Source organism: Chitinophaga sp. CF118 (genome assembly GCF_900112615.1).
Taxonomy (GTDB): domain Bacteria; phylum Bacteroidota; class Bacteroidia; order Chitinophagales; family Chitinophagaceae; genus Chitinophaga.
The window spans coordinates 129,615-155,856 of sequence record NZ_FOMK01000009.1 but is presented as its reverse complement, the minus strand read 5'-3'; the positions used below and the strand labels follow the sequence as shown (position 1 = coordinate 155,856).

At 42.1% G+C, this 26,242-nt stretch carries 22 protein-coding genes; 9 read left to right on the top strand and 13 right to left on the bottom strand.

Annotated elements, in window-relative coordinates; all coding sequences use genetic code 11:
* Positions 1-100: 100 nt before the first annotated feature.
* The 4 genes from BM176_RS26000 to BM176_RS25985 form a co-directional block, all read right to left on the bottom strand.
* Complete coding sequence (locus BM176_RS26000; protein WP_090107290.1) at positions 101-802, bottom strand: outer membrane beta-barrel protein; 702 nt, start codon at positions 800-802, stop codon at positions 101-103.
* A 225-nt stretch (positions 803-1,027) separates the two neighbouring features.
* Positions 1,028-1,657 (bottom strand): porin family protein, encoded by a 630-nt coding sequence (locus BM176_RS25995; protein WP_090107288.1) that lies wholly within the window; start codon positions 1,655-1,657, stop codon positions 1,028-1,030.
* Positions 1,658-1,793: 136 nt separating this feature from the next.
* A complete protein-coding gene (locus BM176_RS25990; protein ID WP_090107285.1) occupies positions 1,794-2,489 on the bottom strand; it encodes a porin family protein in 696 nt (231 codons plus the stop codon).
* 119 nt (positions 2,490-2,608) lie between these two features.
* Complete coding sequence (locus tag BM176_RS25985) at positions 2,609-4,018, bottom strand: TlpA family protein disulfide reductase (RefSeq protein WP_090107284.1); 1,410 nt, start codon at positions 4,016-4,018, stop codon at positions 2,609-2,611.
* 102 nt (positions 4,019-4,120) lie between these two features.
* On the opposite strand from BM176_RS25985, the gene rlmD reads away from it, so the two are divergent.
* From rlmD to BM176_RS25945, 8 genes are all read left to right on the top strand, one after another.
* Entirely contained in the window at positions 4,121-5,527 is a 1,407-nt protein-coding gene (gene rlmD / locus BM176_RS25980; protein WP_090107282.1) for a 23S rRNA (uracil(1939)-C(5))-methyltransferase RlmD, read from the top strand.
* Positions 5,528-5,549: 22 nt separating this feature from the next.
* Complete coding sequence (locus tag BM176_RS25975; protein ID WP_090107276.1) at positions 5,550-6,356, top strand: rhomboid family intramembrane serine protease; 807 nt, start codon at positions 5,550-5,552, stop codon at positions 6,354-6,356.
* A 17-nt stretch (positions 6,357-6,373) separates the two neighbouring features.
* Positions 6,374-7,138, top strand: coding sequence for a rhomboid family intramembrane serine protease (locus BM176_RS25970; RefSeq protein ID WP_090107274.1), 765 nt, complete (start codon positions 6,374-6,376; stop codon positions 7,136-7,138).
* Positions 7,139-7,214: 76 nt separating this feature from the next.
* On the top strand, positions 7,215-8,324 hold the full coding sequence (locus tag BM176_RS25965; RefSeq protein WP_177230549.1) for an endonuclease/exonuclease/phosphatase family protein: 1,110 nt from the start codon (positions 7,215-7,217) through the stop codon (positions 8,322-8,324).
* Between the two features lie 83 nt (positions 8,325-8,407).
* Positions 8,408-9,478, top strand: coding sequence for an endonuclease/exonuclease/phosphatase family protein (locus BM176_RS25960; RefSeq protein ID WP_143097934.1), 1,071 nt, complete (start codon positions 8,408-8,410; stop codon positions 9,476-9,478).
* A gap of 99 nt (positions 9,479-9,577) precedes the next feature.
* Positions 9,578-11,077, top strand: a complete 1,500-nt coding sequence (cysS, locus tag BM176_RS25955) for a cysteine--tRNA ligase (RefSeq protein WP_090107270.1) — start codon at positions 9,578-9,580, stop codon at positions 11,075-11,077.
* Positions 11,078-11,108: 31 nt separating this feature from the next.
* Positions 11,109-12,098, top strand: a complete 990-nt coding sequence (locus BM176_RS25950; protein ID WP_177230548.1) for a M28 family peptidase — start codon at positions 11,109-11,111, stop codon at positions 12,096-12,098.
* 85 nt (positions 12,099-12,183) lie between these two features.
* The gene (locus tag BM176_RS25945; protein ID WP_090107267.1) at positions 12,184-12,804 is read left to right on the top strand and encodes a DNA-3-methyladenine glycosylase family protein; all 621 of its coding nucleotides are present in this window, start codon (positions 12,184-12,186) and stop codon (positions 12,802-12,804) included.
* 195 nt (positions 12,805-12,999) lie between these two features.
* Here BM176_RS25945 and recA read toward each other — a convergent pair whose 3' ends face one another.
* The 5 genes from recA to BM176_RS25920 form a co-directional block, all read right to left on the bottom strand.
* Complete coding sequence (gene recA / locus BM176_RS25940; RefSeq protein WP_090107266.1) at positions 13,000-14,016, bottom strand: recombinase RecA; 1,017 nt, start codon at positions 14,014-14,016, stop codon at positions 13,000-13,002.
* A gap of 272 nt (positions 14,017-14,288) precedes the next feature.
* A complete protein-coding gene (locus BM176_RS25935) occupies positions 14,289-14,981 on the bottom strand; it encodes a phosphatase PAP2 family protein (RefSeq protein ID WP_090107264.1) in 693 nt (230 codons plus the stop codon).
* Between the two features lie 36 nt (positions 14,982-15,017).
* Positions 15,018-16,505 carry an RNA polymerase factor sigma-54 gene (gene rpoN / locus BM176_RS25930; RefSeq protein ID WP_090107262.1) on the bottom strand — a complete coding sequence of 496 codons (1,488 nt, stop codon included), beginning with the start codon at positions 16,503-16,505 and terminating at the stop codon, positions 15,018-15,020.
* A gap of 70 nt (positions 16,506-16,575) precedes the next feature.
* Entirely contained in the window at positions 16,576-17,196 is a 621-nt protein-coding gene (locus BM176_RS25925; protein WP_090107260.1) for a ribonuclease HII, read from the bottom strand.
* 74 nt (positions 17,197-17,270) lie between these two features.
* Complete coding sequence (locus BM176_RS25920) at positions 17,271-17,702, bottom strand: hypothetical protein (protein ID WP_090107259.1); 432 nt, start codon at positions 17,700-17,702, stop codon at positions 17,271-17,273.
* A 180-nt stretch (positions 17,703-17,882) separates the two neighbouring features.
* Between BM176_RS25920 and BM176_RS25915 the strand changes: the two genes are divergently transcribed.
* On the top strand, positions 17,883-20,039 hold the full coding sequence (locus BM176_RS25915; protein ID WP_090107258.1) for a S46 family peptidase: 2,157 nt from the start codon (positions 17,883-17,885) through the stop codon (positions 20,037-20,039).
* A 147-nt stretch (positions 20,040-20,186) separates the two neighbouring features.
* On the opposite strand, the gene BM176_RS25910 is transcribed toward BM176_RS25915, so the two are convergent.
* From BM176_RS25910 to BM176_RS25895, 4 genes are all read right to left on the bottom strand, one after another.
* Positions 20,187-20,660, bottom strand: a complete 474-nt coding sequence (locus BM176_RS25910) for an META domain-containing protein (protein ID WP_090107257.1) — start codon at positions 20,658-20,660, stop codon at positions 20,187-20,189.
* A gap of 47 nt (positions 20,661-20,707) precedes the next feature.
* The gene (locus BM176_RS25905; RefSeq protein ID WP_090107256.1) at positions 20,708-21,583 is read right to left on the bottom strand and encodes an SIR2 family protein; all 876 of its coding nucleotides are present in this window, start codon (positions 21,581-21,583) and stop codon (positions 20,708-20,710) included.
* A 148-nt stretch (positions 21,584-21,731) separates the two neighbouring features.
* Positions 21,732-23,546 (bottom strand): translational GTPase TypA, encoded by a 1,815-nt coding sequence (typA, locus tag BM176_RS25900; RefSeq protein ID WP_090107255.1) that lies wholly within the window; start codon positions 23,544-23,546, stop codon positions 21,732-21,734.
* Between the two features lie 423 nt (positions 23,547-23,969).
* Positions 23,970-26,216 carry a patatin-like phospholipase family protein gene (locus tag BM176_RS25895; RefSeq protein WP_090107254.1) on the bottom strand — a complete coding sequence of 749 codons (2,247 nt, stop codon included), beginning with the start codon at positions 26,214-26,216 and terminating at the stop codon, positions 23,970-23,972.
* Between the last annotated feature and the right edge of the window lie 26 nt (positions 26,217-26,242).

Here is a 26,242-nt window from a genome sequence, read left to right as displayed (position 1 = left end):
TAAGACGGTAATAGGTATTGTCACCCCTATCGGGCATAAAAAAAGAGGTTGTATGGTACAACCTCTTTTTTTATGCCCGATAGGCAATATGATTTGTATGCTAATAATCTTCCCTGCTCAGTAATACTCCCACACTAATACCCACATAACTGTTCTTCACTTTATATGCGGCAGAATTATCCAGATTTATCATACCCTGGCTATAATTAACCCCTATATTCACCAGGTTATTGAGTTCAAGACCTATGGTGGTATTGATCCCTCCATCCCAGCGATCCAGGTACAATCCCGGAGATATTACATTATCTGCATTTTCAAATCCGAGAGAACGCTTTTCATGACTCACTATTTTACCATTGTCGATAATGTCCGTACGGTAATTTCCTCCCAGTGCATACGCGATATAAGGTCCGGCACCTACTGCCAGCTTAAACCCTGGAAACTGGAATTTGTATAACAGGTTTACTGGCATTTCAAGATATCGAATCGCGATCCTGTTGCCGGATTCTCCACTTGCTGTTGCCTGCTGCTGGGCCAAAGGTTCAAAGTAGGTTCCTTTTGTAATATATCTGAGTACCGGTTGAAGATGAAACCCTCCATACAAGGGTACATTCAGTAAAAGATCCGCATGTAGGCTCTTTAATTGGTTATCATTACTTATTCCCCCACTCTTTTGCCCGGAGGAAGTTTCAAATTTCATGGCAGTTACACTAAACCCTCCACGTATGCCTAAACTTACCTGGGCATAGAGATATTGGGATGTGAATAAAGAAAATAAAAACAGAAGTAGAAATTTCCTCATGCATTAGGTGTTAAATAACAATAAAAATTAAATTATCCCTCTTAAAAACAAACTTAAGTACAAGCTCCCAGCGGATTTCAACGTTAAATTAACGTACTAATTTGGTAAATGGATTTATTAATTATGACTTATTTAATAAATAGGAGATAATACCTAAAAAAAAGATGAATGACAATTCTAATTACTTAGATTATCATTCATCTTTTCAATATGTGCTTATGTCTCTTAGAACTTATATCCTAAGGAAACACCAAATGAGGTGTTTTTAAGACTACGGTCGTTATCGGTATTATCGTATATATTTACCAGTCCCAGGTCTGCATTCAGCCCCATATATAAACCGCTGTTCAGTTCATATCCGGCTACAACGCCGATACCGGCATCAAAGCGTTTCAGTTTCTGATTGATGACTTTTGATTCATCATCAAACGCATTGTAATCTATAACCAGATTGTTAAGTGTGCCTTTATGCTTTCCGCCAAGACCATAAGCAACATAAGGACCCGCTCCCAGATTAAGTTTTCCTGAACCTACTTCTGGTTTAAACAAAAAGTTAACAGGTACCTGTAAGTAAGACAAGGTCGTTTTAAAATTCCCATTGTCTTTATTCTTACCACCTTTACCTGCATATAACAATCCTGTTCCTATATAAAATTCATCGGCCAGATGCAGATCTGCAGTGACACCAGCTCTAACTCCTACAAGCAGATCACTGGTTTCCTTCCCACTGTTTAAAGAAGTATTCTTTGAGGTAATACTGGAAAAACTGGGGCCTGCCAGAATACCAAATTTAGTCTGACCAAATGTTACACCAGCCGTTAAAATAGCTGCACAGAATAATAATATCTTTTTCATATCAGTTTTTTAATACTGGTATAGTATCCTGCAGGCATTTGGATACTATACCCTTTTAATACTTTTTTTTAATCTGAGCGTTGCCTGCCTACGCATCTTTACTTGTATTTATATACAAAATGGATGAGAAACATTTTTAAAACAGAAATCCTGCGGAAAGGCTAAATACACGGTTCTTATTCTTGTCGTTATTATTATCACTTGAACCGGAATTGATCTTAGCAAGGCCTAATCCATACTGCGCAGAAAGAATTAAACCGCGAATTTCTGCACCTACCAACAGATTACCGCCATAGTCAAACCTTTTGTATTTGTCAAAACCCTGGTTAGCATCGCCGGAATTGAAAGGGGTATCATCATCCCATTTGATGTTGGATTCTGTGCTGGTAGTTACACCTGCCACTGTTGATGATACTTTGTTCTTGCCTGCTACGCCAAATGCAATGTAGGGCCCCAGACCTGCAAATAGGTTTGTGCCAGGTCCTACTGGAATTTTACCCACAAAGTTTAAAGGAATTTCAATGTATGAAGGGGTAGTAGTATACTTCCTGTATACAGATCCGGAATTGTTCTTATCCCCGGATTCAAGTTTTGCGCCTTTTGTAGTATAAAATACACCAGGCTGGAATGACAGGATCTTTGGTACTAAAGGAAAATCTGCAATTAAACCAATATTGAATCCTGATAATGATTTATCCTTATCAACGGAACCATTATTATCAACTGAAATAGATGAAAGGTTCCATCCCCCTTTAACACCAACACGAGCCTGAGACATCGCACCAAATGAAATCGCGAGGGCAGTAAACGAAAGAATAGTCTTCTTTATCATAACCTAAATGTTTTGATACACCAGGAACTTTTCAAAGACTATGCCAAAGGCTTACACAGCAATCTTATCTATTTGATAATAAATAAGTTATAACACGGTTTATATTTTATATATGATGCTTAATTATGAACACTGCTGCTACGTGCCTCCATTTTTTCAATGAATTCATTCAGTTGTTCCACTCCAAGTCTTTTTGCAACAATCTTCTTTTTTTCATCCAGCAGGTATACTACCGGTGTACTGTAAACATCATAGAGTCTGCGGTAATTACTCTGTGTATCAGGATCCCATGCATGAATCCAACCAGTAAGGTTATATTTCTTAATGAACTCTCTCCATTCATCTTTAGTACCTTCTGTTTTAAATCCGATCATTGTTACGCCCTTACTCTTCCAGCTGGCTTTGTAGGCAGAGTCTAAACGGGGAATTTCAATTTTACAATGTCCACAGGTGGGATCCCAGAAAACGAGTACTGTATATTTAGCCTTCGTAGTATAAAGAGAAATAGGTTTTAAAGCAGAATCTTTTACTTCAAGTGGTGGTGCCTGTTGACCTATAAGATTTGGCGCAATTGCATAAGCACGCGTAATAACTTTATTCAGCTGTTCATCATTAAGCCAGAATGCATCTCCTGCTACGTAATACTTTTCTACAAGGTGCACAAATACCGCATCCATACCCATATACTGGGATGTTTCGTAATTGTAGGTAAGCCACCACACCACATACTTGAACACCTCTTTATTTTTACGTGTCTGGGCTATCAGCAGATCACACTCTATGTTCACGGAATCAGGATGAGGAGGAACAAGTTGTGTAAAGTATTTATGTAATTTATTATCAAGAATGGGTGTATATACCAGCCTGTCATCAGTCAGATCTATATTTTCCCAGTAATGTGCTTTATAATAACGGTAGCCGAAAGTAGAATCTTCTGATGCGGGCTTTGTGGGCACTTCGGGTTCTTTTAATGCCTTGAACATACTGCTGAGTAAACTCTGTGGATGTTTTGTTACCACATCATTACGATAATCCTGCAATTTTTTGCGCAGGGTTGTTTCCAGCGTCCTGGCACCCGCACTATCCGCAGCAGTATGGGCAGCTGCCAGTTTTGCCTGTAGTTCGTTATTTATGGGCCCTATTTCCTGTGACAGGAATTTATTATATCCGAAGAAAAGATCATTCTCCGGAGAGTTTTTAAAGGTTGTCTTTGCAATCAGGTCGGAAGTATCAGCACTAATACTGAACTGCTGCTGCTTTCTATCCAGCAATATTTCAAAATAACGCTGTTTACCAGGTAATAAGATGATGTAAATTCCTCCGGGCAGAGCTTCTTTTCCTTTTAATATGGCTACCCCCTCTGGATTAAGTACGGCAGAATCCGACATGTATTTATTATTACCCATGTAATGGGCCAGGTAAAGCTGTCCGCTTTTATATTGCTTTAATTGAACGGTGATCTGGTATCCCTGAGCCAGGAGTTGTAACTGGGATAAAAGACAGGCTAAAATGATAATAAGTCTTTGCATAGGACATCGGTTAGTGTAAATGTAGCAAGGAAATGGGAAAATTTAAAATCTCAGGGGGCAGGAACCTACCGGAAAACTCACTAAAACCCTACCTTTGCATCCGTGAGGAAAAAAAATGTTATTCTGGAAAAAGTACCGGTGAGCGCTTATGCCGCAGAAGGGAAAGCACTGGCCCGTATTGACGGTAAAGTGATCTTTATAGAAGGAGGCGTGGTGCCCGGAGATGTGGTGGATGTAAGGCTCGGTAAGAACAAAAAAGACTGGGCAGAGGGTAAGGCCGTTCACATCCATAGCTATGCGGAAAATCGTGTGGCCCCTTTTTGTGAACATTTTGGAAGCTGTGGAGGCTGCAAGTGGCAGATGTTGCCCTACTCCCAGCAGCTGGAATACAAACAACAGCAGGTGGCAGACAATCTGCAACGTATTGGTAAACTGGAATTACCTCCCATGCAACCTATTATGGGGTCCCGCTTCAGTACTCATTACCGCAATAAACTGGAATTTACTTTTAGTAACAAGGCTTATCTGCTGGCAAATGAGATCGGAGAAGATGGTGTTATCCCCAGACGCAATGCACTGGGCTTTCATGTACCCAAATTATTTGACAAAGTTCTGGATATAAATACCTGCTACCTGCAGGCAGAGCCCGTTAATGCTATCCGTAACACTATTAAGGCATATGCGCTGGAAAATGAGCTTTCCTTTTACGACATTCGTGCACAGGAAGGATGGCTGCGCAACCTGGTAGTAAGGATCTGCACCACTGGCGAAGTTATGGTGAACCTGGTGATTCACCATGAGAACAAAAAGGACAGAGAAGCCTTGCTGGATCACCTGCTGGCTACCGTGCCCGGTATTACCACCGTACTGTATACCATCAATCCGAAAGGGAATGATACCATCTTTGACCTGGATCCAAAAATTTATTATGGAAAAGGATATGTAGAGGAAAAACTGGAAGATTTTGTATTTAAGATTGGTCCAAAATCATTTTTCCAGACCAATACTTACCAGGGAGAAGCCTTATATCAGGTAACAAGAGAGTTTGCCGGATTAACGGGAACAGAAATTGTTTATGATTTATACTGTGGAACAGGTAGTATTGGTATTTTTGTATCCCCGCAGGCAGGAAAAGTAGTTGGCATAGAATTGATAAAAGAAGCTATAGACGATGCCATTGAGAATGCCGCTATGAACGGTGTAAACAATGCTACGTTTTTTGCAGGCGATGTGGTTGATATTTGTAACGATGCATTCTTTGCTCAACATGGGCAACCGGATGTTGTGATTACAGACCCACCACGGGCAGGGATGCATGAAAAGCTGGTAAATAAATTACTGGAAATAGCAGCTCCCCGCATTGTATATGTAAGTTGTAATCCGGCTACACAGGCAAGAGATCTTGCTTTGCTGGATCAGTTGTATGTTGTAAAAAAGATACAACCCGTTGATATGTTTCCGCACACCCATCATATAGAGAATGTGGTGTTGCTTGAGAAACGAAATTAATCATGAAAGAATCATTAATTAAATGAGTGAGTTCAGGCCCAGCAGATTTCAAATTCTTCCTACCGTAATCAAAAATTTACTGATCATTAACGGTTTGATATTCCTTGCACAATACACGCTGGGTGATAGCTTGGGAGGGCATAAACTGGAAGATTTCTTTGCTTTGCATTACTGGGGTTCAGACCTCTTTAAACCTCATCAGCTGGTTACACACCTGTTCATGCACGGTTCTTTCGAGCACCTGTTTATGAATATGTTCACATTGTGGATGTTTGGTGCTACGCTGGAAAATATATGGGGACCTAAACGATTCATTATATTTTATATTGTTTGCGGACTGGGTGCGGCACTCTGCCACATGGGCGTACTTACTTATGAGAATATCACACTAAACAGAGACGTACAGGCATTCCTTACGGCCCCTTCAGCCAGCAATTTTGCCATTCTGCAACAGAAGTATGATCTCTCCTTTGGTCAATACGAACTAAGCTATCCCAATACACCAGGGCAGATGAATGATGCGAAAGTGTTTCTGCAGCAATATGTGAGTGCATATCGCGATACAGCTACACTTGGAGCTTCAGGAGCGGTGTTTGGACTACTGTTCGCATTCGGATACCTCTTTCCGAACAACCTTATATACCTCTACTTTTTATTCCCTATAAAAGCCAAATATTTCATTGGCTTCCTTATAGTGCTTGAGCTTATATCCGGTGTCCAGAATTCGGCAGGAGACAATGTGGCCCACTTTGCCCACCTTGGGGGAGTGCTCTTTGGTTACCTCTTACTAAAGATCTGGAACAGAACTAACCGTCGGCATTTTTATTAACATAAACACTTTGTGCCATGCATCAGGAGGAAAAAGGACGATTAATACAGCTCTCACTGGGTGAACGGAGAAATATGGTTACCCAGCTGCTGCTGGTAAACATCACCGTGTTTATGCTGCTGTTCTTTACAGAGATCATTTACAATATTGAAGGTAATACCACCGAAAGATTTAACCAGGAAGTACTCAGCAGGGTAACACTGCCGGCAAGCATACCAAAATTGCTACATAGCCCCTGGACCATCATTACCTCCCTTTTTGCGCACAACAGCTTCTGGATGATAGTCAGTAACATGATCTGGTTATGGTGCTTTGGTACTTTATTACAAGGCCTTGCCGGACACAGACGGATACTCCCCCTTTATCTCTACAGCGGCCTTTGTGGGATCGTATTTTATTTGCTGGGCATGCAGTTTATTCCTGCACTTCACGCCCAACAATCATATTCGGCAATGACAGGTGCATCTGCAAGTATTATGGCGCTGGCAATAGGTGCCACTACCATTGCACCAAATTACCGCATTTACCCGCTGTTATCCGGAGGTATTCCTCTCTGGGTAATCACCATCATTTTTATAATTATAAACGTGGGCACCCACGCCTACTCTCAAAATGATATCACGGTGTTGCCGGCCTTACTGGGTGGCGGTCTTACCGGTTTCTTTTATATGAAGCAATGGAATAAGGGTAATGATTGGGGAGCCGGCCTTAACCGGCTTATTTATAAGATCACTCATTTTTCCCACCCCAAAGGTCCCAGCAACCTGAATATTGTAAGATAAATTATACAGAAAAACATCCGGTGAAGACAAAATTTCCCGGATGTTTTTTATTTTACTTTTATTAAACCCCAATATTGTGCTTATAAAGTCCCCATTTATCCGTCGCGTTCCGTTTTATATTAATGTGCTGATAACACTTACTCTTATTCTCACTGCCTGGTTACCATTCATCAATCCTCAAAAGTGCTGGCCCTGTGGCTTTATGGGTTTATTCTTTCCGCTATGCTGGTGTTTGAATCTATTATTCATCCCACTCTGGATTATATATAAAAAACAATATTTCTGGTTACCTGTGATTGGCATTCTGCTATCCTTCAAAGCCAGCTACAACAGTTGGGGCATGCATCCTGCAGCAGGATCTTCCAATAGCAGCAGTCAACAGTTCACACTAATGACCTTTAATAGCAGCAGTATGGGGCTGAAAGATTATAAAGAAGATCCTGCTTTAAGAAGTCATATTTATCAAACCTTACAAACAGCATCTCCGGATATACTTTGTTTGCAGGAGTTTTATACAAATACCCGGAAGGATCTTACCGATCATATAGCCAAACTGCAGGAAAATCTGCATTATCCCTATTATTATTTTACGAAAGATAAAACAAGCTGGAATACCTGGCATTATGGTATCATTCTCTTTTCCCGGTTTCCTATAATACAAACACTGAAAATTCCCTGTGGGCACAGTGCGGTGGGCAGTGGAAGCAGTATTCTGCAGGCCGACGTATTAGTGGCTGGCGATACTGTACGTATTTTTACGGCGCAGCTGCAATCTTACATGTTCAAATCAGATGATTATTCTTTTCTTCATTTAAAGGATCCTGGTGATGTAGATGAAGGCAAACATCTGACAGGAAAGATGCGCCGTACTATAAATAAAAGAGCAGAACAATCGAGGTTGCTGGCATCGCTGGTGGCTGCAAGTCCTTATCCGGCCATTGTTTGCGGCGACTTTAATGATGTACCCGTATCCTATACCTATAACACTATTAGTTCTGGTTTGCAGGATGCTTTTCTTGCCAAAGGATGGGGAATAGGACGTACATTGTCCTTTTTATCTCCTACCCTGCGTATTGATTATATTCTAACACAACCTTCCTTTATTATTCACAACTACAAAACTTTCAGAGAGAAAGGCTTTGAACATTTTCCTGTTATGTCCGGCTTATCTCTAAAAAGAAATTAATTTCTCGCTTTCTACTATCTTTAAGTATAAAGCAATAGCAGTTGAGATTCTTGAGGCTTTTTACAAAAGGTTTTTTTCTGACAGTGAACGTCATTGTATTGTTACTATTTTTAGTGGCATGCCTGGCTCCTTATGTGTCACCTGAGCAATGGTGGCCTATCAGTTTTATCACCCTGCTGTTCCCTTTATTACTGATTTCATTGTTACTTTTTTTTGCCTGTTGGCTGTTATTCGATTTCAAGTATTGCCTGCTCTCGTTAATGGCAATCGTGATAGGCTGGAAATCTATTGCAGCTTTCATTGCATTCAACTATCCATCCAGTCAGAAACAGTTCGCCAATCCTCCTGGCAGCCTGCATGTAATGAGCTATAATGTATCCCAGTTCGGGTTATATAAGGAGAAGGACAGTAAATATAACCGTCAGGCGATGTTTGCACTAATCAAGAAACAGGAACTGGATGTAGTTTGCTTCCAGGATTTTTATACTTCGGAGAAGAAAAATGACTTCAATAACCGGGAAGATATTTCCCGGGAAATGAACTTTCCTTTCCGCTATTTTTCCAGCGACTTTAACCGGGATGGTATGCAGCACTGGGGTTCTATTATCTACTCCCGCTATCCAATTCTCAAATCAGACAAGCTAAAAATGTCTACCGGCCCATTAAGTGAAAGCCTGATCTATGCAGATATTTTACTCGATGACGATACTATACGGGTTATCAACATGCACCTGGCTTCATATCGGTTCAATCAGCGGGATTACCGTTTCATCGAAAAAATAAAGAACCAGGAAGATACCGGCCTGATAGCTACCCGCAACATCATGCAAAAGATGAAGGACGCGTATGTGGGCCGCAGCCGGCAGGCAGATATTGTTGCTGCTTTTATCAAAACCAGCCCTTACCCGGTAATCGTATGCGGAGACTTTAATGATACTCCTGCATCGTACACCTACTTTACTATCAGGGGCAGCCTGCAGGACGCCTTTCTCCAGAAAGGTAGTGGCATAGGCCGTACCTTTGCCGGATTAGCTCCTACCCTTCGTATAGATTATATATTCGCAGATAACCAATTCACTATCAATTCATTCCGGAAAATAAATTCAGACCTGTCTGACCACTACCCAGTTATTGCAAACCTGACGCTGCAATAAGAATATGCTTTTTCAACGGTAATGCCACTGACAAAACAATAATTATCTTTGCAATCCAAACAAAACGAGAAAGGTTGTTGCCTTTCGAAATTATCTGATATGTCTGAGCTTAAAATATACAATTCGCTACAACGGCAAAAGGAAGTATTTACATCTCTGTATCCCGGTCATGTTGGTATGTATGTATGTGGACCTACCGTATCCGGTGAGTCTCATCTGGGTCATGCCCGCCCTTATATCACATTTGATGTTGTATACCGGTACCTTCAGCACCTGGGGTATAAAGTGCGTTATGTACGAAACATTACAGATGCCGGCCATTTTGAGGAAGAGGGCCGTGAAGCTGAAGACAAAATAGCTAAGAGGGCAGTACTGGAAAAACTGGAGCCTATGGAACTGGTACAGAAATATACGAACCTGTACCATTGGGCCATGCACCAGTTTAACTGTCTGGAACCAAGTATTGAGCCTACGGCTACCGGTCATATTATTGAACAGATTGAAATGATCAAGAATATCATGGGTAAAGGATATGCCTATGAACGAAACGGCTCCGTATACTTCGATGTGAAAAAATATGCAGAAACCCATGAATATGGAATTCTGAGTGGCCGTGTGCTGGAAGATATGCTGGAAACCACCCGCGAACTGGAAGGACAGGATGAGAAAAATAATAAAGTGGATTTCGCTTTATGGAAGAAGGCTCCTCCTGAACACCTGATGCGTTGGCCCAGCCCCTGGAGCGATGGCTTTCCCGGCTGGCACATTGAATGTTCTGCAATGAGCAACAAATACCTGGGCAAACAGTTTGATATTCACGGTGGTGGTATGGACCTTCAATTTCCTCATCATGAGTGTGAGATTGCCCAAAGTGAAATAGCTCATGGAGAAATGATGTCCCGTTACTGGATGCATAACAACATGATCACTATTAATGGCCGTAAAATGGGTAAGGCCTATAACAATACGATCAAACTCACGGAACTGTTCTCCGGCAGCCATCCTATATTGGAAAAGGCCTACAGCCCCATGACTATCCGCTTCTTCGTTTTGCAGACGCATTATCGCGGTACACTGGACTTTTCCAATGAAGCCTTACAGGCCGCGGAAAAAGGCTTGCAACGCCTGTGGGCTGCTTACGAAGTATTGTTAAAGCTGAATTACAGTGATGCTGGTAGTGGTCTTATCAATGAAGAGCTGGACAAACAAGTACGTGAATGGTGCCACGAATGCAAAGAATTCATGAATGATGACTTCAACACTGCGAAGGTGCTGGCAAATCTTTTTGAACTGGCGCCAGTGATCAACTCATTCAAAGGTGGACAAGTTAAAATGCATGAGATCAGTGAAGAAACTTTCCAGCTCATGCTTAAAACATGGAAAACTTATCTTATCGAAATTCTGGCTCTTATACCGGAAACACTCGCTACAGATAACAATACCCTGGATGGTGTTATGCAGTTACTTATCGATATGAGGAAGGAAGCGAAAAGCCGTAAAGACTATGCTACTTCCGACAAGATCCGCAATCAGCTGCTGGCCGTTGGCATACAGCTGAAAGATGAGAAAGACGGTGGTGTTAGTTATACTATCCAGTAAAGCAATAATCATAAACAGTACTCATTTTTATATGAATAAATTGATTAGCATCGTTACGGGTATGGCATTATTTGCATGCGCTTGTAATGAGTCCACAAAAAATAATCAAAACAAAGGTGCAGATAGTTCAAGCGTGCAGGCAACTGTAAGCGTAAAGGTACCCGTTTTCAATGCCGACAGTGCTTATGCTTTCACTGCAAAACAGGTGAGTTTTGGTCCGCGTATTGCCAACACACCGGCACAACCCAAATGTGCAGAATGGCTGATACAACAATTAAAACCACTCGCAGATACAATTTACATACAGCGTACTACTGTAATGGGTCCTAAGCATCAACCACTGCCTTGTATAAATATCATTGCTACTTTCAATCCTGAAGCAAAACAGCGCATCCTTTTGTTATCACATTGGGATACTCGTCCACATGCTGATCAGGATGCATTTGATAAGACGAAAAAACTGGATGGTGCAGATGATGGTGCCAGTGGTGTGGGTGTACTCATTGAAACAGCAAGAGCCTTGCACGAGCAAAAACAATCTGTTGGTGTAGACCTTTTATTAACTGATGTGGAAGATTATGGCATCTCTGAAGAAGAGAACAGCTTTTGCCTGGGTACACAGTACTGGGCAAAAAATCCACATGTAAAAGGATACAAAGCTAACTACGGTATTCTCCTGGATATGGTTGGTGCCCGCGGTTCACAATTCTTTATGGAAGGAGGTTCCCAGCAATATGCCTACGGCCCGATGAAGATGTTCTGGGATGTGGCTAACCGCCTGGGATATTCAGATTACTTCCGCTATGAGAATAATGGTTCCACAATTACAGACGATCACGTATATGTGAACACCATGGCGAATATTCCCACCTTCGATATTATTGCCCTTCAACCCAACGGGAACTTTGCTCCACATTGGCATACTCAAAACGATAATATGAGTGTGATTGATAGACGTACACTGCAAGCTGTCGGACAAACAATCCTCCAGGTGATCTACGCACAGCCTTTCGATTACTAGATAATATGTCTCTATAATGATGCTCCTGACGAAGTGAATATTCCTATTTTTGCTTTATCAGGAGCATCCTTTTTATACCCTTGTTATGGCTCAAACTTCCGATATTTATCTGCTGCATCTGGGTAAGGACAAAAGATTAGTGCCTATCATGGTAGATCCATTGCCCGTCCTGCCTATTCGTGAAAATATTGCACTCCGGCTGATAGGTTCTATTATGAGCCAGCAGTTAAGTGTTAAAGTAGCCGATGTTATTTATAAGCGCTTCCTTACATTATACGGAGATAAAGAACCTTCTGCACAGCAGATTCTGGACACTCCTCCTGAAACATTGCGCAGCATTGGTTTGTCTAATGCCAAAGTGAGTTATGTACATAATGTAGCCCGTTTTACTGTTGATGAAAAACTGACCGATAAGAAGTTGCAGAAGATGGAAAATGAGGATGTGATTACATATCTCACACAAATAAAAGGAGTGGGTCGCTGGACTGTAGAGATGTTGCTGATGTTCTATCTGGGTCGTGAAGATGTATTTGCCGTAGATGATTTGGGGATTCAGCAAGCGATGATAAAATTGTACAAACTTGATAAGACTGATAAGAAAGCTTTCCGGGAAAAGTTATTGAAAATATCTGCGAAGTGGTCTCCTTATCGAACGCATGCCTGCCGTTATTTGTGGGCATGGAAAGACATGAAACCGACGGCGTAATCTGATTTAACCGCTTATATCTAACCTATTCTGGTCCTCTACTTTCAAGGTTAAAAAGGATAATCCCAGTATTGAAGAAATTCGTTATACTCCTATTCAATACAGCAAAATAAAATCCCCACCTTGAAAAAGGCGGGGATATAGGTAATACTAACTAACCCAATTGCTTATATCTAAAACTAAAACAACTCTTTTTTAAGAAGCGGCTTCCAGCTGTTGTGCTGCAATTTTCGCTTTGATTTTCCCTTCAATTTCCGTTGCTACTTCCGGATTGTCCATTAACAGCTGCTTCACGGCATCGCGGCCCTGGCCCAGCTTGTTGGTATCATAACTGAACCAGCTGCCGCTTTTCTGAACGATGCCATATTCAACACCCATATCAATGATCTCACCTACTTTGGAAATTCCATGTCCGTAGATGATATCAAACTCAGCCTGGCGGAAGGGAGGTGCTACTTTATTTTTTACCACTTTTACTTTTACGCGGTTACCAACAGCCTCATCACCATCTTTGATCTGAGCCATACGACGGATATCCAGGCGCACAGAAGCGTAAAACTTAAGGGCATTACCACCGGTAGTGGTTTCCGGGTTACCGAACATTACGCCTATTTTTTCACGCAGCTGATTAATAAATATGCAGCAGCAGTTTGTTTTTGAAATTGTAGCGGTCAGCTTACGAAGTGCCTGAGACATCAGACGAGCCTGCAAACCCATTTTGCTATCGCCCATCTCGCCTTCCAGTTCCCCTTTTGGTACCAGTGCTGCCACGGAGTCAATTACTACCACATCTACCGCACCGGATAAAATCAGACGGTCTGCTATTTCCAGCCCCTGCTCTCCATGATCTGGCTGGGAGATCAGCAATGAATCAACATCTACACCCAGTTTCTGGGCATAAGTACTGTCAAACGCATGCTCCGCATCTATAATGGCGCAGATACCGCCTTTCTTTTGCGCTTCTGCAATAGTATGTATCGCTAAGGTTGTTTTACCAGAAGATTCCGGACCGTATATCTCTACAATCCTGCCTTTGGGAAGACCGCCAATACCCAGCGCAATATCCAGACCCAGAGAGCCGGTAGATATTACCTCCATGGCAACCACCCCTTTTTCCCCCATCATCATTACGGATCCTTTACCGAAATCCTTATCGATCTTGTCCATTGTAAGGCGCAGTGCCTTCAATTTATCTGCATTAGCTGTAGACATATTAGTAAGTGTTTTTTACAAATTTAATGGTGTGCTAAGTTATGATCTAATTTTTAACTTTCCCAAATTTTTTAGCATTTTAATCAAAATGCTAAATCCTATAGCAAAATCCCAACCTTTCACCAAATTATTTTATAATTAAAAAAAGTTTAAGGGTTAACTCACAACGGTGCATATGTCAATGTTCAAATAACACTACAAAGATGCACCGCCAATACGCAGTGAATGTGCGTAGCGAAAAAAGATGTAGAAATTTCTTTATTACAGGCTGCTTAGCCTACAATTCCATATGCAATCCATTGTGAAAGAATACCAATAATAAAACCAGCGTATATTTCTGCGGGAGTATGCGCAGAAAGGATTAAACGGGCAGTTGCTACAATACCTGCTACCAGAAAAGTTACTACCAGAGGAAAGCTCACATTCATATGCATTCCGGTCATCAACATCAATAAAAGACCAATCACCCCGCCCCAGCCTGTTGTATGCATACTAATCTTCGCATAGGTATTTGCTACCATTGCAAGCACAACAGCTATGAATACTCCCAGGAAAAACGCATTAAAAAAAGGAGGTGTTACCCCTTCCCGTTTGAATGCATAAAAAGCCCAAAAGTAATAAATAGTGCAGGCTACATAAGGAATGATGCGGTCACGCTGAGTGTGCATCTGGATAGAATCTACAAACTTCAGCGAGCGGGCCAGCAGTAACGTGAGTACGGGGAAAAAGATGCTGATGCTTAATACCCTGATATACAGCATGTCGAATGGGAAACGCCTGCTGCCGTGAACAAAAGCAACAAAATATTCCGGCAACGCCTTTACCACCAGAATTGTAATAATTAACGGTATAAATAACGGATGCGTGATATAAGAAATAACCGTTGCTACCGCACGCAGTACTGGCGAAAATACCGGCCCTTCCTGCGGATGGTTGCCTGTTGTGGATAAAGTTGTTTGTTCCATTAATTTTTATTGCCTGCCCCCTGTTAATATTAAAATTTAAAGCTCTTTCCGAAGCCTTGCTACTGGTATATTCAATTGCTCCCTGTACTTGGCTACTGTACGACGGGCAATATTGTATCCTTTATCCTGGAGCATTTTAGTAAGATTCTCATCACTGAGCGGCTTACGTTTATTCTCCCCTTCTATCAGATCTGATAAGATCTTCTTCACTTCACGGGTAGAAACTTCTTCTCCACTGTCTGTTGATAACGATTCACTGAAAAAGAACTTGAGCTTAAAGGTTCCGAACTCCGTCTGTACATATTTACTGTTAGCTACACGGCTTACCGTAGAAATATCCAGTTGGGTGATATCTGCTATATCCTTCAGAATCATTGGCCTCATCGTAGTTTCATCCCCTGTCAGGAAAAACTCCCGCTGATATCCCATAATAGACTCCATCGTTGATAGCAGCGTATGCTGCCTTTGCTTAATGGCATCAATGAACCATTTGGCGGCATCAATTTTCTGCTTGATAAACAGGACAGCTTCTTTCTGACGCTTGTCCTTCTTATCGCCACGGTCATAATCCTTCAGCATATCCCTGTAACCTTCCGAGATTCTCAGGTCAGGTGCATTCTTGGAATTCAGTGATAATTCCAGTTTACCATTATTATTGAGGATGAAAAAGTCAGGTATTACATAGCTTTCGGCCTTATTCAGAGTGGCATAATTACCTCCTGGTTTTGGCGTGAGCCGTATGATCTGTCCGATAGCTTCTTTCAACGCTTCATCACTCATATTCAATCCCTTCTGGATCTTCTCGTAGTGCTTCTTGGTAAACTCATCGAAATAATTCTCGAGGATCTGGTAAGCACCCATCACACCCGGATCGTCCTGGATCTTGCGCTTCAGTTGCAATAACAGGCACTCTTTCAGGTCGGTGGCACAAATACCGGGGGGATCAAACTCCTGAATCTTTTTGATAAGGTCTTTGATCTCCTCTTCGTCTGTAGATACATTCTGAGAAAAGGAAAGGTCATCTACAATAGCACTGATTTCTCTTCTCAGGTAACCATCATCATCAATACTACCGATGATCTGCTCGGCAATGCTGGTTTGCCTTTCGTCCAGCGCCAGCATACCCAGCTGTGCCAGCAGGTGCTCGTGAAAGGAAGTTTCTACCCTTACCGGGATGGTTTTGTTTTCATCCGGGTCCGGATAGTTATCATCCCGCAACCTGTAATCAGCTATATCATCATCTCCCTCACTTACGTACTCGGAGATGTCAATGTTATCATATTCATTCTCACTTCCATCAGGCTCAAATTCATCCTCCTCTTCCGGGGTAGTAAATTCTTCCTGTGTTTCCTTAAATTCATCCTCCTGCGCTTCCTCTCCATACTCCAGTGCAGGATTTTCTTCCAGCTCTTCCTTGATACGTTCTTCAAGAACAGCCGTAGGTACCTGCAGCAGCTTCATTAACTGAATCTGCTGAGGTGACAATTTTTGTAATAGCTTCTGCTGTTGTGTCTGCTTTAACATAGTCTAATCCTATCCAAGGGCAAAAATAATAACAATAGTTTTAAGTATCTACTTCCACAGACGGGAAGCTTTATTCCACAGGTTCGTTGGCAAAATCCAATTCAATCTGTGCTGGTAATAACCGGAAAGTCTTACGGTGATAAGGCGTGTCCCCATGCTTCCGGATAGCATTCCGGTGAAACACCGTAGGGTAACCTTTATTTTCCTGCCAGCCAAATTGTGGAAATTGTTCATGCAGTTGCTGCATATACTCATCCCGATAAGTCTTGGCCAATATGGAAGCTGCTGCTATTGAAGCATAGATTCCATCCCCTTTTATAATACAGGCATGAGGGACGTTTTCATAAGGAACAAATCGGTTTCCATCTACCAGGATGTAACCCGGTTTTTGCTGCAGCTTTTCCAGTGCCAGGTGCATGGCTTTGAAAGATGCCTGCAGAATGTTAATCCTGTCTATCTCCTCATTATCTACACTGGCAACAGCATAACAGACTGCTTCTCTTTCTATTACCACCCGGAGGGTATCCCGTTCTGAAGCCTTCAGTTGTTTGGAATCGTTCAGGAGTTTATGCCGGAACTTTACCGGCAATATTACAGCCGCTGCAAATACAGGCCCTGCCAGACAGCCTCTTCCGGCCTCATCGCAGCCCGCTTCAAACGCAATTTCCTTTTGATGATATGAAAGTAACACAGCGCTATAATGATTGTTGCCTGGTAAAGTTAGTTATTTTAGGTTAGCCCCCGCAGAGCGCTGCAAATCTTAATTTAATGGAATAATTCCTTAAACTCCTGTTTGAACTCGGTCCATTCTCTGTCTGATTTTTTCAGCAAAGAATCTACATCTTTACGGGTACTGTCCCAGGTAGATGCACTGCTATGTTTTACCTCATTCAGTTTATAATCAATCTGCTCTCTCAGTACTCTCAGTTTCTTACGTGCTTCCAGATTTTTTTCAGAACCATCCTTTTTGAGATCCTTCATTTTCAAATCTATTTGCTGTTTACGTTCTTCCAGGTCGTCTTCCATCGTTTTGCGCTGCTCTTCCAGATAATCTTTTGCATCCACGGCAGTTTCCTTGACATCTTGTCCAAGTTTTTCTACACCTTCTTTTATTTCATCCTTCTTCTCCTGCTCCTTCCTATTTTCCTGACAGGCAAGAAACGTAACAGCAGCCAACAGATACAGTAATCTTCTCATAAGTAGGCTTTTAAAATGATTATCAATGCTAATGAAGTAATAATTAACTCCCCTTACAAATGTCATTCCAACTTTATAAGATGCGCATCTGTGCTTCACTACAACCATTTAACACAGTCAATATGGCGCTTAATGAAAAATCAGGTAGTTTTGAGGTCCTTTAAAAATTAGAATATAGTTATGAAGAAAAATGTATTACTCCTCCTTTTACTGCTGACCGTTCAATTTGCCAAAGCAGATGAAGGTATGTGGCTGCCTTATTTATTAGGACAGCAGGTATACAACGACATGGTTAAAAAAGGTCTGAAACTAACCAAAGAACAGTTGTACAGTATTAATAATGCATCTTTGAAAGATGCCATCATTATATTCGGAGGAGGTTGTACAGGAGAAATAGTAAGTAACCAGGGATTAATATTCACTAACCACCACTGCGGCTATGATGCAATTGCCACTGCCAGTTCTGTAGAACATAACTACCTGAAAAACGGCTTTTATGCATTAAGCAAACCACAGGAGATCCCCTCAAAATCATTATCAGTACAGTTCCTGGTAAGAGTCGAAGACGTAACCACTAAAGTTGAAGAAGCTTTAAAGGGACTTACCGGACAGGAAAGGGTACAGCAACAACAAAAAATCACAGCAGATATTATAAGCCAGGTAATTGCCGGCACCAACTATGAGGCAAAAGTATTGCCCATGTTTAAAGGCAATCAGTTCCTCCTATTTGTATACGAACGCTATAAAGATATTCGCCTGGTAGGCGCACCACCTGAAAGCATCGGAAAATTTGGTGGAGATACTGATAACTGGGAATGGCCCCGCCATACGGGTGACTTCTCCATATTCCGCGTATATACAGGCAAAGATGGTAAACCGGCAGAATATGCGGCTGATAACGTACCCCTGAAACCAAAATACTTTTTACCCGTATCCATAAAAGGGGTAAAAGAAAACGACTATGCTATGATCTTCGGGTATCCCGGTGGTACCAACAGATATGAAAGTTCCGAAGGAGTAAAACTCAAGATCTCCGTCGAAAATCCTTCCGTGGTGGCCCTCCGTGCTGTACGTCTCAAATTAATGTTTGAGCAGATGAAAAAAGATCCTGCCATTAAGCTGAAACTGGCCTCCTCCTACGCCGGCATTGCGAATTACTGGAAGTTCTTTGACGGGGAAACACAACAATTGCTGAAATACAAGGTGCTGGAACAGAAAAAGGAACAGGAAGCGGCCTTCGTAAATTGGGCACAGGGCAAACCTGAATTTGAACATATTTTTACCGATTACGAAAAAGCCTATAAAGAGTGGGCTCCATATGCCAAACAGCGCATTTATATGAATGAGGGCATCTTAGGTTCTCCTATTGCTGCTTTTGCCGCCAGCCTGCAGGCTGTGGAAAAAGCACTGGTAACAGCAGGGACCACACAGGATGCAATTAAACAAAGTATCCAGGCGGCCGATAAAGCCCGTACTGCTTTCCTTGCCCAGGAAGATAAAACCAGCGATCAGAAAATTCTGGCTGCTACCTGCCGTCTTTTCTATACAGATATTCCAACGGCACAACATCCTATCGGTTTTTACGATGCCGTGAAAGCGAAATTCGGCGCACTGGATGATGATAATACCTATCGTTTATGGTCTGCTGCTTTAATGTCTGGTACTATGCTCATGAATGATGCCCGCTGGAAAGCATTCATCGCAAATCCGGATGCAGTGACCCTGCAGACAGATCCTGCATTTGCTTATTCCAATGCTTTTATAAAAAACTATGTGGGTAAATACCTCCCTGTCTATAACCAGTTCGTTACACAGAATAATGACCTGGGCCGCATTTACCTGAAAGGAGTATTACAAATGGAGCCTAATAAAAAATGGTATCCTGATGCTAATTTCTCTATGCGCCTTAGCTACGGACAAGTGAAATCTTACAATCCCCGGGATGCTGTTTCGTATGATTACGTGTGCACCATGAAAGGTGTTATGGAGAAATACAAACCAGGGGATTATGAATTTGATCTACCGGATAACTACCTTGAACTATATAAGAAAAAAGACTTCGGTCAATATAAAGATCTTCGTAAGAATGATATCGTTACCTGTTTCATTACCACCAACGACATTACCGGCGGTAACTCAGGTTCTCCGGTATTGAATGCTAACGGGGAATTAATAGGTCTCGCTTTTGATGGTAATTATGAAGCCTTAAGTCATAAGATCCAGTTTGATCCAGTGTATAACCGGACTATCTGTGTGGATGTACGTTATGTGCTCTGGTGTATTGATAAACTGGGTGGTGCGCCGAATATTGTTAATGAGCTGAAACTGATTAAATAATCCTTCATAATAAGATTCTAATGATCAATCGAAGAACTCTGATGTCCTTCATTTATTTTTGAGTCCTCTTTTTATTATGAATGATACAAACAAAAAGCCCAATGGTTCCACCATTGGGCTTTTTGTTTAAAGTACGGTAAACGGATATTACTTCTCGTCCTTCCCTTGCGCACCGAACATTAAAATAATTTTACTGCTATCATAAAGTTGCAATGTCTGATCTGCTACATCAAATGTATACGTATGATCTGATAGCAGGCGCAATATGTCTGTCTCCCTTTCATTTGCCTTCTGATCCAAACAAGCCATCAGTGTACTCTGCACCTTCTGAAAAGTGATAACATCGCCGGCCACAGTAAAAGCTCCTGCCAGTTTATTACAACCTCCATTACCACTAAAGCGATGCGTCGTTGTATCAAACTCCAGCCACATAGAGGGAGATGGCTCCTGCATTTTGCCTTGCATCTGAATCAGCTTCCATCTTTTTTGCTGGATATAATGCCATACACTACCTGTTGTATTGGCTTGTACGACTACCGGCGATGATTCTTTTTTAACCGGAGGATGATTACAAGTGTTGGCTAACAGTACCGCCAAAGTGAGCGTGAGTTTATAGAACATAATTATAGGTTTTGCTGCTTTTATCGTTCAAAAATCAAACCACCGGGTTATAACTGTCTGATCCGCCGGATCACTTCTCCATAATAAGTTCGTTTATCCGGGGCTTCAATATCAATCACTTTCACATCATTGGCGGTGAGCATGTCCAGCTTAAATTTGGCACCTTTAACGAATTCGGCCGGAATGTAATAATACAGCGCATTCTCTACCGGGATAGTATTCTTCTGGAACTTTTGACGGGCCCGGTAAGTTAACAACCACCACAGATCCGTTTCTACAAAGTCGAGCGACAGCCCGAAGATATGAATATCTCTTGTAAAGAACAGGTCCAGCCATGAGTGCTCAAGCACCGGCTGTTTCAGGTGAATGCGCCGTACCAGGGATATTTTGGGAGCCTGCAAACTGGAATAAGTGGTGCCGGATACCACATAGTTTCGCATCTGTTGAAGTTGCCCTCCATAATGTTCAAAGCCCAGGTTAATACTTAAAGGATTCTGACAATCGCCATGAATATGCCAGTAATTAATATTGCCTACTATGTATTTTCTGAAAATACTGAATACCCGTTCTGTGATAATACCGTCATACTGCCCGGGGATAATACCTTCCAGGGTAAATTCATAATTGGTAGTGAGAATATGTGCCGGTGAAAGGCTTCGGATTTCTTCATGGATTTCATTGGGCTGTATGGCCAGAGTTTTTTCTGCGATGAACGATTTCAGTTCTGCCTCCTTTATATGTGCCTGCCTTATTGCCGTCAGGAAAATTTCTTCATATAATAATGGGAAAGGCTTCCTGTCATCCAGTTGTACACAACCGTCGGGCAAACAGAAATTCACGATATCCTGCAGGAGTTCTTTCCAGCTCTGCCCTTTGGAAATATTGTTAATATCATTGCCTACCAATAATATCGGGTTCTTCATATTTTAAGGTTTTGGTGTTAACAGTTTTTCAATTGAACGTTAAGCAAATTTAGGGATTGAGTGCGCATCCAATATACGCAGGCTGGAGAAAATAAAAAACCGTTCCGGCGGGTGCCGGAACGGTTATATCTTAGTTTGTGAAGATGACTTACGCTACGCCGTCAGCCTTCATTACTTTTTGTTGTTTTTTACGCTCTTCTTCATCCAGGATGGTTTTACGCATACGGATGTGGTTTGGCGTTACCTCGATACACTCATCATGCTGGATATACTCCATACATTCTTCAAGTGTCATCAGGGTTTTAGGAGCGATATTGGTAGCACCATCGGTACCACTTGCACGCATGTTGGTCAGTTTCTTTCCTTCATTAGGATTCACTACCAGGTCACCAGGTTTGTTGTTCTCTCCGATGATCATACCTTTATACACTTCCTCTCCCGGATCTACGAAGAAAAATCCTCTGTCCTGCAGTTTATCCAAAGAGTAACCTGTTGTAGTACCACCTTCTTTAGCGATCAGTACACCATTGTTACGGCCTGGGATAGGTCCTTTCCATGGTTTGTAATCATTGAAACGGTGCGCCATTACAGCTTCACCGGCAGTACCAGTCAGCATCTGTGTACGCAAACCGATCAAACCACGTGAAGGAATTTCGAATTCCAGATGCTGCATGTCACCTTTAGTTTCCATGATCAGCATTTCACCTTTACGACGGGTAACCAGGTCAATTACTTTACTTGCGAATTCCTGAGGTACATCTACCACCAGTGTTTCATAAGGTTCACATTTCTTACCATCTACCTGTTTCAGGATTACCTGAGGCTGACCTACAGTCAACTCATATCCTTCACGACGCATAGTTTCTATCAATACCCCTAAGTGCAGGATACCACGGCCATAAACCATGAAGCTATCCGCGCTGTCAGTATCCAGCACACGCAGTGCAAGGTTCTTTTCAGTTTCCTTCATCAGGCGGTCACGCAGGTGACGGGATGTAACGAACTTACCATCTTTTGCAAAGAAAGGTGAGTTGTTAATGCTGAACAACATGTTCATTGTTGGTTCATCCACCGGAATGATAGGCAATGCTTCTGGTTCGTCGAAATCAGCAATGGTATCACCAATACCGAAATCTTCAATACCTACTACTGCACAAATATCTCCTGCTAAAACTTCTGTTACTCTCTTTTTACCCAACGCTTCAAACACATATAATTCGCGTACACGGGTCTTTTTAATAGAACCATCCGCCTTCATTAATGAAATCGGCTGGTTTTCACTGATAGAACCACGAGCTACTCTTCCGATAGCGATACGGCCAAGGAATGTAGAGTAATCCAGTGAGGTGATCTGCAACTGCAGGGTACCGTCAGCGATCTGAGGTTCCGGAATGTGTTTCAGGATACCATCAATCAGCGGGGTAATATCTTCACTCTGTTCTAATGTATCATTAAACCAGCCATTCTTACCTGAACCATAGTAGGTTGGGAAATTCAGCTGCTCTTCCGAAGCATCCAGGTTAAAGAACAATTCGAATACCGCATCATGTACTTCGTCAGGACGACAGTTAGCCTTATCCACTTTGTTAATAACAACAATTGGTTTCAGGTTAAGCGCCAGTGCTTTCTGCAACACGAAACGTGTCTGCGGCATTGGTCCTTCAAAGGCATCCACCAGCAATATTACGCCGTCAGCCATTTTCAACACCCTTTCAACCTCTCCGCCGAAGTCGGCGTGACCAGGGGTGTCTATCACGTTGATCTTCACACCTTTGTATTCAACAGAGGCGTTTTTACTGAGGATCGTGATACCACGTTCTCTTTCCAGGTCGTTACTGTCCATGATCAGCTCACCGGTTTCCTGGTTAGCCCGGAAAACGTTGGTGTGATGGAGGATCTTATCAACCAGGGTAGTCTTACCGTGGTCTACGTGCGCAATAATTGCTATGTTACGGATATTCATAAATCTTGTTAAAGTGTTTCTGGCTTTTGACGACACGTCAGGCCAAAAGAAGGCGCAAAGTTACAACAAAATGTGGAAAAAAGGGGGATAAGATCTTAAATAATTGTGATCAATCTGTTAAGGTTGTCTTTTATAGCTTAAAATGCTGATTATAAATTAATTACAGAAGTGGTTTCTCTACCAGTTCCGCCCGGTTCAGCTTTTATTTTTGGTGTTTGAGGATGGTTGGAAACCCTTGATTGTGAATGATCATAAATACACTACATCTGCCTGTTCAGTTTTTTAATCTGGCTTTAGAATAAGATTTTAGATTTATTCCCGATTATACTTCACCTGATCATCACGGCAGATAAGGTGTATTTATTGATCATTCACAATCACACTCTAACAGCAGCTCTACACTACTTTTAGCCTCTTATTCTATTATTTATTAACTTTCTGATAGTTAATTAAATGCATCACACTATCAAATGCTGTCCGGTTGGCCGGATTATCTAAAGCCCCTGCAATGTCAATCTTCTCGCGGGAAGTTAGATGCAGGCTCAGTGCGGCGGCTCTATCTTCTTTCTGTGGTACATACTGAAAAATGACGCGATGGAATTTTCCAGGGAAATAACCTTCCAGGTAATTCAGTTCAGCGTCCTGTACAAAATCCTGCATGGCACTCCAGTGTTGTTGCATGGTAAATAACGGGTCAAATGCCATATCGCTCAATTCCATAGATTGCTGAATGCCTTTGATATCATTTTTACGGGTATCCCTGATCTGTAAAAAGATGACTCCGCTGGTATTCTCATTTATCCATTCCCGGAAAATATGCAGGAAACGCATAGAGGTTTCCTGTCCGAAGTTATCCCGGATACCTGCATCCATAACATCTACAATAGGGTTGCTGGGCAGGAAAACGTTTGGCAGCACATAAGGGAAAGTAGCACACATCCGGATGGCGCTGGTAACCTTCATGTTCATAGCTCCCTGTCTGGCAAAATATTGCCCGAAATCCACCCCGTCCACATCCTGGAATCCAGGCATGGATGGACTATACTCAGGTGAACATAAATAACTTACCGGTTGAGGAGAGATAAGGAGTTTTCGACCATCTGCATTGATAGTAGCACTCCATATTAACATTGGGATCTGCGCTTTCAGCTCTGGGTCCTGATAGTATTTTAGTGTTTTATCCAGCACATTATCCGTGTTGGCATTCAATTGCATTTCAAATGTATATCCCCTGTCTTTGGCATAAACGTCATTGCCAATGCGGAAACTCCGGAAAGGTGTAATAAAATCGTTCACCGCCATGGAAGTGAATACTGAGTTCAGTAAATCCCTGGCTATCCGTTCTGTATAAACACTATCATGCAGATTAATCAGCATGCCCTGTTGTTTTTCCAGATAAAGTGCGCGGAAGTAAGATGCGCCAATCATTCCTCCGGATGCGCCCGTCATAAGAAAAGTATGGTCCATCAGTTCCCCTTTCATCAGGGTGTCCAGCCGTTGCAGTACATTCATACTCCAGGTAGCGGCACGAAGGCCTCCACCGCTGAAATTGACTACAATCAGTTTTGGCTTTTCACCCTCGGGGAACTTTGCCTTCCAGTTTTCAAGGATCTGTAGTGTTTGTTCCTTATCGTTTCTGGCCCGGGCTTCCGTAAAGAACTGCTGCAGAGCTGATACACTATATTGAGGCCGGGCATCCCGTTCATGGTAATTAAGCCCGTATCCTTTATTACGATTATCTACCAGGTTATGTTCTACCATCCAGTTAAGGCCAATTGTCATTAACAGTAACACAGGTATAGCCCAGCTTTGCAGCATATAAGCATATGCTCCTGCCACTCCTATCAGGAAGGCAAAAAAGATCATTACGCTTGCTCCTGCAGGAATCCTGAAAACGGAAAAGTCCATCATATATGAAAGGAAAACAAGGAACACCAACGCACAGCCTACTGTGATCATGGCTGCAAAGTGATGCTGTTTCAGGATACTATCCAGGTAGCGTTTGTTATAGTGATCTACATTACGCGCCCGCCTCAGTTTCCAGGGCGAATTAAAATAATTATGCACTGGCAGGGCGTTCTCATCTTTATCCTGTGTGGGCTTAAATACTGTGCGTACAAAGTTGCGCGTATTCCCAAACTGTTTACCGAGCCTGCGGCCTATATTCTTATCTGCGTTAAAGAAATAAAAGAAGGAAAAGAAGATGACAAACAGGTATCCACATATAAACCCTTCACTCAGTAGTAATATTTCCGGTACGGTGCTCAACTGTTGATAACGTTGATATTCCCATCCGCGAAACAGCAGGTTGATGATGAAGGCCAATGGAAAAATGGAGTTATTCAAGCAATATTTAAAGAACGGCTGGGAAGTTGTTGCCAGGAATTTGAAGCGGCCGGTATGCAGGATGAAAGTGGTAATATTCCAGCTCATGGCAAACAGACCGGTGGCCAGCCCCAGGATAGTAGTGCTGTAAAAATTTACTTTACCCAGGTACTCCGGTGCCAGAAAGAGCGCATCCCCTCCAAACACTTTAGCAAAATTTCCGTTGACAGTACTAAAAAGTACTGCCCAGAAAACGACCAATATCTGGTACTTGCGAAAATGCAGCAATAACAGTTGTATCGGAAAAGAATAATAGATTTTTACCGGCAGAAATTTCACTTTCATCTGTATCGCAATTACAATTAAACTTA